Raw genomic sequence first — 14,119 nt, 5'->3', positions numbered from 1 at the left:
CATCGTAATTATTTAAAAAGCGCAAAAAACCCTTTTTAAACGATTGCAACAAAAGTACTACTTATCTATAAAATTTGAAATGCTAATATTATGTAAATATATAATTTATACCGATTCTAAATAAAGGCAAATACTAAACTATTCTAGAACAAGTTATTACTTTTGTAGAAAAGTAAGTTAGACCATGAAAATAAAACAAATAGCATTCATTTTTACAATCCTTTCTATGACTGGACTCCCAGAGATTTTCGCGCAAAATACTGATGGAGAACTGGTTAAACAATTGATTGCAAAAAAAAGAAATTATAACAAAGAAAAAGGGTACGGCTTTAGAATTCAATTATCAAATGGAAACGAAATTGACATCAAAAAAACTAGAGAGCTATTCGCATTAGAATACCCAACCATTGCCAGTTATATTTTATTTGAATCTCCAGAATGGAAAGTTCAAGTCGGTGATTTCAGGACTAATTTAGAAGCAGACAAAGCACTTAATATCTTTAGAAAAAAATTTAGAGGCGCTATCGTTGTCCCTAGATAAACAAGAAAAAAATATGCTTCTTTAAGAATGCACATCACTTAAATTCATAAAAAAAGGAACTGTAAAACAGTTCCTTTTTTTTATATAATATAGTTGATCTTATTTCAACTTCTTTTTTACTTCTACTTCTTGGTATGCTTCAATTACATCGCGCTCTTGAATATCGTTGTAGTTTTTAATTTGCAATCCACAATCATATCCTTTTGCTACTTCTTTAACATCGTCTTTAAAACGTTTTAATGAGCTCAACTCTCCTGTATGAACAACAATGCCATCTCTAATAATCCTAATCATAGAATTTCTGTAGATTTTACCACTTACAACCATACAACCAGCAATGTTTCCAACTTTCGAAATTTTATAGACTTCTCTAACTTCTACATTACCAGTAACCTCTTCTTTCATATCTGGAGATAACATTCCTTCCATGGCGTCTTTAAGGTCATTAATCGCATCGTAAATAATCGAGTAATTTCTGATATCAACCTCTTCTTTATCTGCAACCAATCTTGCATTTCCTTGTGGTCGAACATTAAATCCGATAATAATTGCGTCAGAAGCCGAAGCCAATAAAACATCTGATTCTGTAATTGCACCAACACCCTTGTGAATGATATTTACTTGAATCTCATCTGTAGATAATTTTTGGAAAGAATCTGTTAGAGCCTCTACAGAACCATCAACATCTCCTTTTAATATAATGTTTAATTCTTTAAAGTCACCTAAGGCAATTCTACGACCAATTTCATCTAAGGTCAATGTTTTTTGAGTTCTTACAGACTGCTCTCTTTGCAATTGTGAGCGCTTAGCGGCTATTTGCTTGGCTTCTCTTTCGTCTTCAAACACATTAAATTTATCCCCAGCTTGTGGTGCTCCATCCAGTCCTAAAATAGATACTGGAGTAGAAGGACCTGCTTCTGTTAAATTATTTCCTTTGTCATCAAACATGGCTTTTACTTTACCGCTGTTTTTACCAGCAAGCATATAATCACCAATTTTTAAAGTTCCTGCCTGAACCAAAATGGTTGTAACATAACCTCTACCTTTATCTAACAAAGCTTCAACAACAGCACCTGTTGCTAATTTGTTTGGATTCGCTTTTAGCTCTAACACCTCAGCCTCTAACAATACTTTTTCTAATAATTCTTCAACACCTTGTCCTGTTTTTGCAGAAATCTCTTGGGATTGAATTTTACCTCCCCAATCTTCTACCAAAAGATTCATGGTAGATAACTGTGTTTTAATATTATCTGGATTGGCGTTTGGCTTATCTATCTTATTGATTGCAAATATAATTGGAACACCGGCTGCTTGAGCATGCGAAATAGCTTCCTTTGTTTGTGGCATCACATCATCATCTGCTGCAACAACAATAATAACTAAATCTGTTACTTGAGCACCACGAGCACGCATGGCTGTAAAGGCCTCGTGACCTGGCGTATCTAAAAAGGCAATTTTTTGATCACCTACTTTTACAGAGTACGCTCCAATATGTTGCGTTATTCCACCTGACTCCCCTTCGATTACATTGGCTTTACGAATATAATCTAACAAAGATGTCTTACCGTGATCTACGTGACCCATCACCGTAATAATTGGCGCACGTCCAACTAAATCTTCTGGCTTATCTTCTTCTTCTGTGATTGCTTCCTCTACTTCTGCTCCTACGAACTCTACTTTATAGTTAAATTCTTCGGCAACAATAGCTAAAGTTTCAGCATCTAAACGCTGGTTCATGGTCACCATCATTCCTAATGACATACAAGCAGAGATAATTTCTATCACTGGTACATCCATCATGGTTGCAACTTCACTAACTGTTACAAACTCTGTAACTTTTAAAATTTTACTTTCTGCTGCAGCGATTTCTTGATCAATTTCTGTCTGCTGACGGTGTTGATCTCTCTTATCTCTACGGTATTTTGCCCCTTTTCCTTTAGAAGATTTTCCTTGTAATCTTTCTAAAGTTTCACGAACTTGTTTTTGAACTTCTGCTTCTGTTGGCTCTTCTTTTTTAACAGCAGGACGAGCAGGGCCTCTACCTCTAAATCCTCCACCATGTCTTGCGTTTGCAGCTGGACTTCTACCACCGCTAGTGTTGGCGCCAGGTCTATGGTTAGCTGGCTTAACAATACGTTTTCTTTTCTTTTTAGAATCGTTCGCACTGTCTTTTTTGTCATTCGCTTTAGTTGCTTCTGGCTTTTTCTTTTTAGGCTTTTCAAATTGTTTTAAATCAATTGTCTTACCTGTAAGTTTTGGACCGTCTAATTTCTTGTATTGAGTCGTTAACTTTTCTGCTGATTCTGCTAATATCTCTGGATCTACTTCGGCAGTTTTTGGTGACTCTTGCTTAGAAGTAACTTTTTTAGTTGCTTCTTTTTCGATTGCTGCTTTTTCAATTTTTGTCTTTGGCTTATCAGCCTTAACAACAGGCTTTTCTTCAACAACTGGAGTTTCTTCTTTGACGGTAGGCTTTTCAGTTTCGACAGAAGCTTCTTCTTTAATAACTGGTGCCTCTTCTTTAACAACAGGAGCTTCTTCTTTAACAACTGGTTCTTCTTTTTTACCGATAGGAGCATCGATATCAATTTTACCAACCGTTTTAATTTCTAGCTTTTCTGCTTTTGCTTTTAAAACTTCTTTTTTAGCCTCCTCCTCAACTCTCTTCTTTTCTAACTTAGCTTCAATTTCTAGACGTATGGCTTCTTTTTCTTTTCTTTTTTCTTCTCCTACTTCTTTTGAAGCTGCCTTTTTAGTTTTATCAGTCTGAAACCCATCAAGCAATACTTGATAGACATCTTCAGATATTTTGGTAGTAGGTCGTGCATCTATTTCATGCCCATTTTTTGATAAATGTTCTACTGCTCTATCTAAAGAAATATTCAATTCTCTTAAAACTTTATTAAGCCTCATTGTTTTGCCGTCAGCCATATAATTTTGTTGTTTAGCCTTTTTAATTTGTATTGATCCGATTGTTGACTAGCAACTAATCTTCAAATTCTTCTCTTAATATTTTCTGAACCTCTAAGATAGTTTCTTCTTCTAGGTCAGTTCTTTTTAATAACTCTGAAACGTCTTTTTCAAGCACGCTTCTCGCTGTATCCAATCCAATCTTTTTCAACTCATCGATAACCCAGTTTTCGATTTCATCTCCAAATTCTGTCAATTCTACATCCTCATCTTCGATACCTTCACGTTGTACATCAATCTCATAACCTGTCAATTGGCTTGCCAATCGAATGTTAACACCACCTTTTCCAATAGCTTTAGAAACCTCCTCTGGTTTTAAAAACACGTCAACACGTCCTTTTTTACCTTCTTTAGGATCTTCACTTGGATGAATAACCATAGAAACAATCTTTGCAGGGCTCAAAGCTCTTGCAATATACAATTGTTCGTTTTTAGTATAGTTAATTACATCAATATTTTCATTTCCAAGTTCTCTTACGATTCCATGAATACGAGAACCTTTCATTCCCACACAGGCTCCTACAGGGTCTATTCTATCATCATAAGAATCTACAGCAACTTTTGCTTTTTCTCCTGGAATTCTAGCAACACCTTCTATGGTAATTAAACCATCAAACACTTCTGGAATTTCTTGTTCAAATAATTTAACCAAAAACTCTGGTGAAGTTCTCGACAAAATAATTGCTGGCTTCGTTCCTCTTAACTCAACTGTTTTTACAACAGCTCTAACAGAATCTCCTTTTCTAAAAAAGTCAGATCTAATTTGCTCGCTTTTTGGAAGCACCAATTCATTTCCTTCATCATCCAATAAAATCACTGCATTGTGACGTATATGATGAACCTCTGCACTATATAACTCTCCTTCTAAGTCTTTAAATTGCTTAAAAATATTTGTACTATCGTGTTCTTGAATTTTAGAAATCAAGTTTTGACGCAACGCCAAAATAGCTCTTCTTCCTAAATCAATTAATTTTACCTCTTCAGAAACATCTTCTCCAATTTCAAAGTCAGGTTCTATTTTTCTTGCTTCACTAAGTTCTATTTCTTCATTGTCATCTTCAGACATACCATCAGCAACCACCACACGGTTTCTCCAAATCTCTAAATCTCCTTTATCTGGATTGATAATGATATCAAAATTATCATCTGACCCAAATTTTCTCTTTAGGGCAGCTCTAAAAACTTCTTCCAAAATAGACATTAAGGTTACTCTGTCTATACTTTTATTGTCTTTAAATTCTGAAAATGAATCAATTAAATCTATATTTTCCATTCAACTCTTTTGTTAAAAAATTATCTTCACTTTTGCTTCACTTATTTCTTTATGAGTAAGTGTAGCCGTCTTTTCTACTGTTACTTTTCCTTTTCCAATAGGTTTTGGCTCTCTGGCTTTCCACGCTAGGACAATATGGTCATCAGTCACTTCTTTTAAAACACCTTCAAAAGACTGATCATTTGCCTTTACATCTAAAGTTCTACCTAAGTTTTTAAGATACTGCCTATGAACCTTTAAGGGCTCAGAAATGTCTGGAGAAGAAACTTCTAAAGTAAAATCATCTAACTCCTCACCCATATTGTGATCAATATTTCTACTAATCCTCATGCATTCTTTTAGAGAAACACCTGAATCTCCATCAACCACCACCTTTATTTTATTCCCTGGTAAATAATCCAAACTAATAAGAAATAAGGATGGATTTTCGGCCAAGGCTTCTTCTAATAAAAACTCAACTTTTTTTGTATCCATTTATGGTATAAAAAGAGGGGACTAAGCGTCCCCTTCATTCTTCATTTGCGTTATTTTCGGGGCAAATATACTAACTTATTCATTAATACCCAAATAGCTTCGCTTTTAAATCAATGTCTAGCATCAACTAAAAAACCATCTAAGCTTCTTTAAACTTTAAATACAGTTTAATTAGTTGTATAAAAAAACCTCACTTAAAAAGTGAGGTTTTTGTTGGCCCACAAGGACTCGAACCTTGAATGTCGGTACCAAAAACCGGTGTGTTGCCAATTACACCATGGGCCAATTGCGGGTGCAAATTTAAATCAAACTTTCAATATTGCAAACATTTTTTTATATTTTTTTCATTTAACAATTCTTTAGCATCAAAAGCGCGCAGGAATCCTATTTTAGCAACTTATAATTTGATATAAAATTAGTAAATTCGCCTCATACTTTTTAAGACTCATATATGACAACAGATAGCTATAAAAAATGGAACAGCATTATAGGGTGGATTGTTTTTGCCATTGCTTTGCTAACCTACACACTTACCCTAGAGCCAACCGTTAGTGCTTGGGACTGTGGTGAATACATCTCTACTTCCGTAAAATTAGAAGTAGGCCACCCACCAGGAGCCCCGTTATTTCAAATGCTGGGTGCTTTTTTTGCACTGTTTACCAACGAGCTTACTGAGATTGCTAAAATGGTTAACTTTATGTCTGGACTAGCCAGTGCCTTTACCATTTTGTTTATGTTTTGGACCATCACCAATTTGGCTAAAAAATTAGTAAAATCAGATGAAGAATTTACCTTGCCTTCTGTAATTGCAGTCTTAGGAAGTGGAATTGTCGGCGCATTAGCCTATACGTATTCTGATAGTTTTTGGTTTAGTGCTGTAGAGGGAGAAGTGTACGCCATGTCTTCTTTTTTAATGGCTTTATTGTTCTGGTTAGGGCTAAAATGGGAAAGTGAAATGAAATCTCCACAAGGAAATAGATGGTTTATTGTCATTTGTTTTGTGGTAGGCCTTTCTTTTGGGGTCCACATCTTATCCTTGTTAGTAATTCCAGCGGTTGTTATGTTGTACTTTTTTAAAATGTACAAAAACATCACCGTTAAAACGACCGCAATTGCAACTGTAGTTGCCACTTTAATATTAGCTTTTGTTTTTAAATTCTTATTCCCTTTTACCCTGCAATTCTTCAGTAGTTCAGAGTTGTTTTTTGTAAATTCTTTAGGAATGCCTTTTAACAGTGGAAGCATCATAGCTGGTATCGTGTTGATTGCCTTATTTTACTACGGACTTAAAAGAACTCATAAAAAACAACAAATACTAGCCAATACTGTAATTTTAGGAATTTTGTTTATTATGATTGGTTTCTCTTCATGGATCATGCTACCGATTAGAGCCAATGCAAACACCACAATTAATGAAAACAATCCTTCTAGCGCCAGAGAATTATTAGCCTATTACAACAGAGAGCAGTATGGCGATGCCAATGTTTTTTATGACACTTACTACTCTATCACCTACGATCGACGTGACTTGGATAAAAACCAACCTTATAAAGATGGTAAACCCAAATACGAAAAAGACGAAGCTCTGGGAAAATACATCATTGTAAACGATTATAAGAACACCGTTCCTAATTATTCATCAAAACACAAAGGGTTTATTCCTAGAATGGTAGACCCCGATCGTGAGCAAAACTACAAATCCATAGTAGGCATACCCGCAAATTCTAAACGAAGACCCACCTTTGCTGAAAACATGAAGTTTATGTTTAGTTTTCAGTTTGGTTATATGTATGGACGCTATTTTATGTGGAATTTTGTTGGTCGTCAAAATGACAACCAAGGAGAGTTAGATATTTTTAACGGAAACTGGCTTAGCGGAATTGATTTTATAGACGAAGCTCGTTTGGGTTCTCAAAAAGACCTCCCTGACGATGTTAAAAACAACAAAGGTCGGAACACCTATTATTTCTTACCTCTTATATTAGGTTTAATTGGTTTGTTTTATCAAGTTAAGTTTGATAAAAAAAATTGGTATGCATTAGTCCTCTTTTTTGTCTTTACCGGATTTGCAGTCATTTTTTACACCAACCCAAAATCTTTTGAAGTTAGAGAACGGGATTATGCCATCGTTGGATCCTTCTATATTTTTGCAGTGTGGATCGGATTGGGTGTCTTTGCTTTGTTTGAATATCTCAAAAAATACGGCAACAGAAAAATAGTTGCCATCGCAGTTACAGTGGTTTCATTTTTAGCGGTCCCTACCTTAATGGCTTCAGAAAACTGGGATGATCACGATCGATCAAATCGCTATACGACGCATTTTAATGCCATGTCTTATCTAGAATCTTGTGATCCCAATGCCATTATGTTTACTATTGGTGACAATGATACCTTCCCGCTATGGTATCTTCAAGAGGTAGAAGGAGTTAGAAGAGACATTAAATTAATCAATAGCAGCTTATTTGCAACGGACTGGAATATTGACCAAATGAAAAAGGCAACCTATGAAGCACCTCCTATTCCATCGCAATTAACACATGATAAATATAAAGTTGGTTCTCTAGATGTGGCCTATCATTTGCCACATCCACAGTTTAAAGACAGTGTGATGAGCATTGAGAATTTTATGACATGGATGGAGAGCGACAATAAATTAACCTATTATACAGAAGGTGGGGAAATGCTAAAAACCTACCCAACCAATAAAATTAGAATACCTGTAAACAAAGAAAACGTACTTAAATCTGGTATCGTCAAAGCAGAAGACGCAGATAAGATTGTCGATTATATTGACATCACCATTGATCCGAATGCCATTGGTAAAAACCGAATCTTAATGTTAGATATTTTAGCCAACAATGATTGGAAACAACCGATCTATTTTACAGGTGGAGCTAATGATCCTGCAGAATATATTTGGCTAAAAGACTATTTACAATTGGATGGAGTAGCTTATAAACTAGTCCCTATTTTTACATCAAACGAAAATAAAACCATGTTTGACATGGGTAGAATAGACTCTGATAAATTGTATGATTATATTCAAAAATTGGATTGGAGAAATAGTAATGATAGTAAAATCTATATTGATGCGCAAACCAAAAAAGGAGCTATCTCTATCAGAAATAACATGCTTCGCTTAGCTGAGACACTGATTAATGAAAACAAGTTTAACAAGGCCAAAGAGATCTTAGACTTGTCATTGGATAAAATGCCATTAGATTTATATGAGTTTTATACCATTGTAATTGATTACCCGAGCTTGTATTATAAAATTGGGGAACGAGAAAAGGCTAGAGCTATAACTGCTCAGCTAATTGACATCTACCAACAAAAGTTGCGTTGGTACAGTACTTTTGATGCTTCGTTTTATGAAATTATCGGAGCCGAGATTGAAAATAATTTACAAATTTACAAACGCTGGATCTTAGACCCAGTGAGTAGAATGGATCCTGACACTACTTACACTCAAAAGTTAGAGGCTGGTTTTATGGAAACTGTTAAACTGTTTGAACACCTAATCTCAGAAGAATAGCAATGAGATTATATCTGACCAAAACGCCAAGGCTCATTCCTTATATTTTTAAAAAATATACTTGGCGTTTTGGAAATCAGAAGAAAGAAATATACCTCACTTTTGATGATGGACCTACTCCCAAAGTAACCTCTTTTGTACTAGATGAACTTCAAAAGTACAATGCCCAGGCTACCTTTTTTTGTATCGGTAAAAACACCGTAAAAAATCCATTGATTTTTAAGAGAATCTTAAATGAAAATCACGCGGTTGGCAACCACACCCACAATCATTTAAAAGGCTTTAAAAGCAACTGTAAGCAGTATATAGAAAATGTATTGATTGCAGAAAAAAATATGCAGCAACTAGACAAAACAGCCAATCAAAGCAAGCTTTTTAGACCTCCTTACGGAAAAATTAAAAAATCTCAAGCAAAGAAACTAATCAGCTTAGGATATCATATTATTATGTGGGATGTACTCAGCGCAGACTTTGACACTAAAATAGGTAAGGAAACTTGTTTACAAAATGTACTTAAAAACGCCAAAAACGGAAGTATTATCGTATTTCATGACAGTGATAAAGCTTCACAAAAACTTTACTATGCGTTACCAAAAGTATTGGCACACTACAGTCAGTTGGGCTATGAATTTAAAAAGGTAGGATAACAGTTTTAAACGTACTGTTGTACCAAACCGATTAGTGTATTGGCATCCTGATCTCCGGTTTGACGCCATTTCATTTCGCCATTCTTATAGATCATAAAAGTTGGATTCCCCTTAACACGCAAGGTGTCTGCAAGAATCTCGTTCTTCTTTATATCTATTTTAATAACCTTTGCTTTATCTCCAAGTGCAGCAGCTACATCCTTAAGTGTATCAAGGTTGTTTTCTTCTTCTGCCCAATCAAAATAAAAGTCAATCAAGACCGGCTTACTTATATTTATTAATTCTCCAAATTTTGTCATATTCCATTCGTTTTAGGAAAAAAACTGGTACAGCAATGTTACTGTTGTGGTACAAATATAGCATTTCTGTTTAAATTATCTGATTATCAAGCTTTTTTAAGTGTGATGACCGTAATTTCTGGCCAGATACCCACTCTCCCCGGAAAAGCATGAAAGCCAAAACCTCGATTTACATGGATGTATCTATCCGCTTCTTGATAGAGCCCAGCCCACTGTTTGTATACATATTTTGATGGACTCCATTTAAACCATCCAGGTATTTCTATACCCATTTGCAAACCATGTGTATGACCACTAAGTGTCAGATGGTAATTAAAGTCATTGTCTTTTACTTGGGCATCCCAATGACTTGGATCATGGCTCATTAAAATTTTGAATTCTTCTTTGCTAACTTTTTGAGTTGCTTTTTTTAGATCACCTTTTTTCTGAAAACCTCCCTTTCCCCAGTTTTCGACACCTACCAAGGCTATTTTTTCGCCATCCTTTTGCAAGTATCTGTGTTCATTACACAACAGGTCAAAACCAATTTTTTGATGAATCTCTTTTACTTTTTTAAAATTGTTTGCTTTATCAGCTGCCGATTCCCACTCATTATAATCGCCATAATCATGATTCCCTAAAATGGAATATTTGCCATCCTTAGCGTATAACTTGTCAAAAACATCGATCCAATTATCCATCTCTTCTGCCTTGTTATTCACAATATCACCTGTAAATAAAAGAAGATCAGATTGTTGTTTATTAATTAGACTGACCGCCTTTACAATCTTTTCTCTGTTGGTAAAACTCCCAGAATGAATATCAGATATTTGCGTAATGGTATAGCCTTCAAAAGCAGCTGGCAAATCTTTAAAACTCAATTCGTGCTTAAGAACTTTGTAGTTGTATTTTCCTTGAATAATTCCATAAATAAAAGCAACAAAAGGGATACCCGCCAAACCCAAAGCAAATTGCGAGATAAGCACTCGTCTACCAATCATTGATTTGGTTTCTGAATCAAAAAATACAGAAATCAACTTTAAAATGCCCCTAAACACATCTTCTCCAAATAAAACGATAAAAATAAACAGCTTAGGTAGTAAGACTGTAATAAGAAGCCCTACTGCCCATTGAAACTCTTTGGTCTGACCCTTAGCCCTTGAATAAGTTAATACTATGTAGAAAAAATATACATACACCGCTAGGCCAATAAATAGCCAACTAAAAAGGAAAATCTTGTTTGCTGTGATGGTTGTAATAGCCTGAAAGGCATAAAATTCAACTAAAAAAACGAGAACTACGACAATCAAAATCCGAACAACCCAACGAGACATAATACTTTTTAAAAATCAAACAAATATACCTGTTAATAAGCAAATGCATTTTAACATCCTGTTAAAGTTTCGTAGCTTTATCGGATCGAAGCAAAAGAACCTATGGCAAAACAAAAACGACTATTTTTATTAGATGCGTATGCATTAATTTTTAGAGGATATTACGCATTTATCAAAAACCCAAGAATTAATTCAAAAGGCTTAGATGTTTCTGCTATTTTGGGTTTTACCAATTCATTGCTTGATGTGATTAAAAGAGAAAACCCAGATCATTTGGCTGTGTGTTTTGATCGAGGTGGTAGTGTTGCAAGAACTGATGCTTTCCCAACCTACAAAGCAAACAGACAAGAAACTCCAGAGGCTATTAGACTTGCTGTCCCTTATATTGAGCGCATACTAGAAGCTATGAAAATCCCCGCCATTGTAAAGGAAGGATTTGAGGCTGATGATATTATTGGAACCTTAGCAAAGAAAGCCGAAAAAGAAGGTTACCAAACCTTTATGGTGACTCCTGATAAAGATTTTGCTCAGTTGGTCTCTGAAAACATATTTATGTACAGACCCAGAAGTTTTGGAGGAGGTTATGAAATTTGGGGTATCCCAGAAGTACAAGAAAAATTTGGCGTAGAAAGACCTGAGCAAGTCATAGACTTCTTAGGGATGATGGGAGACTCTGTAGACAATATCCCAGGCCTACCTGGAGTTGGAGAAAAAACTGCGAAAAAGTTTTTAGCCGCTTACGGGAGCATAGAAAACCTCTTGGCCAATACTGCCGATTTAAAAGGAAAAATGAAAGAGAAAGTAGAAGGAGCCAAAGAGCTTGGACTCTTATCTAAAGAACTTGCAACCATTATGCTTGATGTTCCAGTAGAGTTTCATGAAGAAAACTTTGAAATGTGTCAACCAGATATTGAAGCCACAAAAAACATTTTTAACGAGCTAGAATTTAGACGTTTAACGGAAAATTTCTTAAAGACTTTTGCCGCGATGGATGCCAAGAATACATCAAAAGCAGATCCAGAGATTACCGCGAACTCAAAACAAGCCGCTGAGACTCAAACTAGTGGACAATTTGATTTATTTGCAACTCCAGGAGGTGGAAACCTAACAGAAACAGAAAGCGAGTCAGGCTATAAAACCATCGAAAATACTGCGCATAATTATCAATTGGTAAACTCTCCGCTAGCTAGAAAATTATTATTAAAAAACTTACTTCAGCAAAAATCAGTCTGTTTTGATACAGAAACCACAGGTTTAAAAGCACTAGAAGTAAGCCTAATCGGAATTGCCTTTGCCTATGAGATTGGAAAAGGCTATTATGTGGCTTTTCCAGAAGATCAAGAAGAGACCGCTGCTATACTAGAAGAATTTAGACCCTTTTTTGAAAATGATACTATTGAAAAAATTGGCCACAATTTAAAATACGATATTAAAGTATTGTCTAATTATGGTATGGCAGTTAAAGGACCACTGTTTGATACGATGATTGCCCATTACTTGATCAATCCAGACATGCGTCACGGCATGGATGTTTTAGCGGAGACCTATTTAAACTATCAACCCATTTCTTTTACCGAATTGATTGGTAAACCTGCCCGCTCGGCAGGCGGGAAAGGAAAAAACCAATTGACTATGAGGTCTGTTGAACTGGATAAGCAAACAGAATATGCGGTTGAAGATGCAGATATTACTTTACAACTAAAAGTACATTTTGAAAAAGAAATGATTGCCGGCAATGTAAACAAACTTTGCAAAGAATTAGAAATGCCTTTGGTTTCTGTTTTAGCTGCCATGGAAATTGAAGGAATCAACATCGATGTGCCTTTCTTAAAAGAACTTTCTTCTGCTTTAGCCCAAGACATTCATCGATTAGAAGAAGCCATCTATCAAGAAGCAAATGAAACTTTTAATATTGCATCGCCTAAACAGTTAGGGATTGTTCTTTTTGAAAATCTAAAACTGGTAGACAAGCCTAAAAAAACCAAGACAGGACAGTACGCGACTTCAGAAGATATCCTTTCTTATTTGGCAAAAGACCATCAAATTATTAGAGATATTCTTGAGTATCGTCAATATAAAAAACTGCAAAGCACCTATGTAGATGCCTTGCCAAATGAAATAAATCCTAAAACTCAACGCATCCATACGGTTTATGCGCAAGCAGTAGCCGCAACTGGGAGACTGAGTTCTAACAATCCAAACTTGCAAAATATTCCGATCCGAACAGCTCGCGGTCGCGAAGTGAGAAAAGCATTTATCCCAAGAGATGAGAACTACTTATTGTTGGCAGCAGATTACAGTCAAATAGAACTGCGTATCATTGCAGCCTTGAGTGAAGAAACCACCATGATAGATGCTTTTAAAAACGGCGAGGACATTCATGCTTCTACAGCTTCTAAGGTTTTTAATGTACCGATTAACGAAGTTACAAGAGAGCAACGAAGCAATGCAAAAACAGTCAATTTTGGAATCATTTATGGAGTTTCGGCCTTTGGATTAAGCAATCAAACAGATCTTAGCAGATCTGAGGCCAAAGAGCTGATAGAAGCCTATTATGAAACCTACCCAAAACTAAAGAGTTATATTGCAAAACAGATTGATTTTGCAAGAGATCATGGCTATGTAGAAACTGTACTGCAAAGAAGACGCTATTTAAAAGATATCAACTCTAGAAATGCAATCGTTCGAAGTGCTGCAGAAAGAAATGCAGTCAATGCACCGATTCAGGGAAGTGCAGCTGATATTATTAAATTAGCCATGATTCATATTGATGAACGCTTTAAAAAGGAACAATTTAAATCAAAAATGTTATTGCAGGTACATGATGAGTTGGTTTTTGATGCACATAAAGATGAAATCGACTTAATCGTGCCTATTATCAAACAAGAAATGGAAAATGCCTTTACATTAACCGTTCCTCTAGATGTAGAAATTGACATGGGGAACAACTGGCTAGAAGCACATTAAACTCCAAAAATTAATCCGCAGGCTACAATTGGTTGTTGTGGATTAACCTAATCCAGCAAGCTGGGCTAAAAATAGACCAATAAAGCTCTTTAAATCTTAA

The 14,119-nt window shown here is 35.4% G+C and carries 9 protein-coding genes and 1 tRNA gene; 4 read left to right on the top strand and 6 right to left on the bottom strand.

What is annotated here, in order from left to right; all coding sequences use genetic code 11:
* Positions 1-184 precede the first annotated feature (184 nt).
* Entirely contained in the window at positions 185-541 is a 357-nt protein-coding gene (locus tag WHC90_RS09450; RefSeq protein ID WP_188598228.1) for an SPOR domain-containing protein, read from the top strand.
* 99 nt (positions 542-640) lie between these two features.
* On the opposite strand, the gene infB is transcribed toward WHC90_RS09450, so the two are convergent.
* The 4 genes from infB to WHC90_RS09430 all read right to left on the bottom strand — a co-directional run bounded on the left by infB (position 641) and on the right by WHC90_RS09430 (position 5,543).
* Entirely contained in the window at positions 641-3,472 is a 2,832-nt protein-coding gene (gene infB / locus WHC90_RS09445) for a translation initiation factor IF-2 (RefSeq protein WP_188598227.1), read from the bottom strand.
* Positions 3,473-3,527: 55 nt separating this feature from the next.
* Positions 3,528-4,784 carry a transcription termination factor NusA gene (gene nusA, locus WHC90_RS09440; protein WP_188598226.1) on the bottom strand — a complete coding sequence of 419 codons (1,257 nt, stop codon included), beginning with the start codon at positions 4,782-4,784 and terminating at the stop codon, positions 3,528-3,530.
* Positions 4,785-4,796: 12 nt separating this feature from the next.
* A complete protein-coding gene (gene rimP / locus WHC90_RS09435; protein WP_188598225.1) occupies positions 4,797-5,258 on the bottom strand; it encodes a ribosome assembly cofactor RimP in 462 nt (153 codons plus the stop codon).
* Between the two features lie 213 nt (positions 5,259-5,471).
* A tRNA-Gln gene (locus tag WHC90_RS09430) sits at positions 5,472-5,543 on the bottom strand.
* A 166-nt stretch (positions 5,544-5,709) separates the two neighbouring features.
* Here WHC90_RS09430 and WHC90_RS09425 point away from each other — a divergent pair.
* Together WHC90_RS09425 and WHC90_RS09420 are read left to right on the top strand one after the other, a co-directional pair.
* On the top strand, positions 5,710-8,793 hold the full coding sequence (locus WHC90_RS09425) for a DUF2723 domain-containing protein (RefSeq protein WP_188598224.1): 3,084 nt from the start codon (positions 5,710-5,712) through the stop codon (positions 8,791-8,793).
* Positions 8,794-8,795: 2 nt separating this feature from the next.
* Positions 8,796-9,440 (top strand): polysaccharide deacetylase family protein, encoded by a 645-nt coding sequence (locus WHC90_RS09420; protein WP_188598223.1) that lies wholly within the window; start codon positions 8,796-8,798, stop codon positions 9,438-9,440.
* Between the two features lie 5 nt (positions 9,441-9,445).
* Here the strand turns inward: WHC90_RS09420 and WHC90_RS09415 are convergent, their stop codons facing one another.
* Complete coding sequence (locus tag WHC90_RS09415) at positions 9,446-9,739, bottom strand: thioredoxin family protein (RefSeq protein WP_188598222.1); 294 nt, start codon at positions 9,737-9,739, stop codon at positions 9,446-9,448.
* 86 nt (positions 9,740-9,825) lie between these two features.
* Positions 9,826-11,052, bottom strand: coding sequence for a metallophosphoesterase (locus WHC90_RS09410; protein WP_188598221.1), 1,227 nt, complete (start codon positions 11,050-11,052; stop codon positions 9,826-9,828).
* A gap of 102 nt (positions 11,053-11,154) precedes the next feature.
* On the opposite strand from WHC90_RS09410, the gene polA reads away from it, so the two are divergent.
* Positions 11,155-14,019 (top strand): DNA polymerase I, encoded by a 2,865-nt coding sequence (polA, locus tag WHC90_RS09405; protein WP_188598220.1) that lies wholly within the window; start codon positions 11,155-11,157, stop codon positions 14,017-14,019.
* The last annotated feature ends 100 nt before the right edge of the window (positions 14,020-14,119 follow it).

Origin of the sequence: Polaribacter pacificus (assembly GCF_038024035.1) — a bacterium.
Classification (GTDB): Bacteria; Bacteroidota; Bacteroidia; order Flavobacteriales; family Flavobacteriaceae; genus Polaribacter; species Polaribacter pacificus.
The sequence above is the reverse complement of the archived record's forward strand: the minus strand, read 5'-3'. Positions and strand labels throughout refer to the sequence as shown.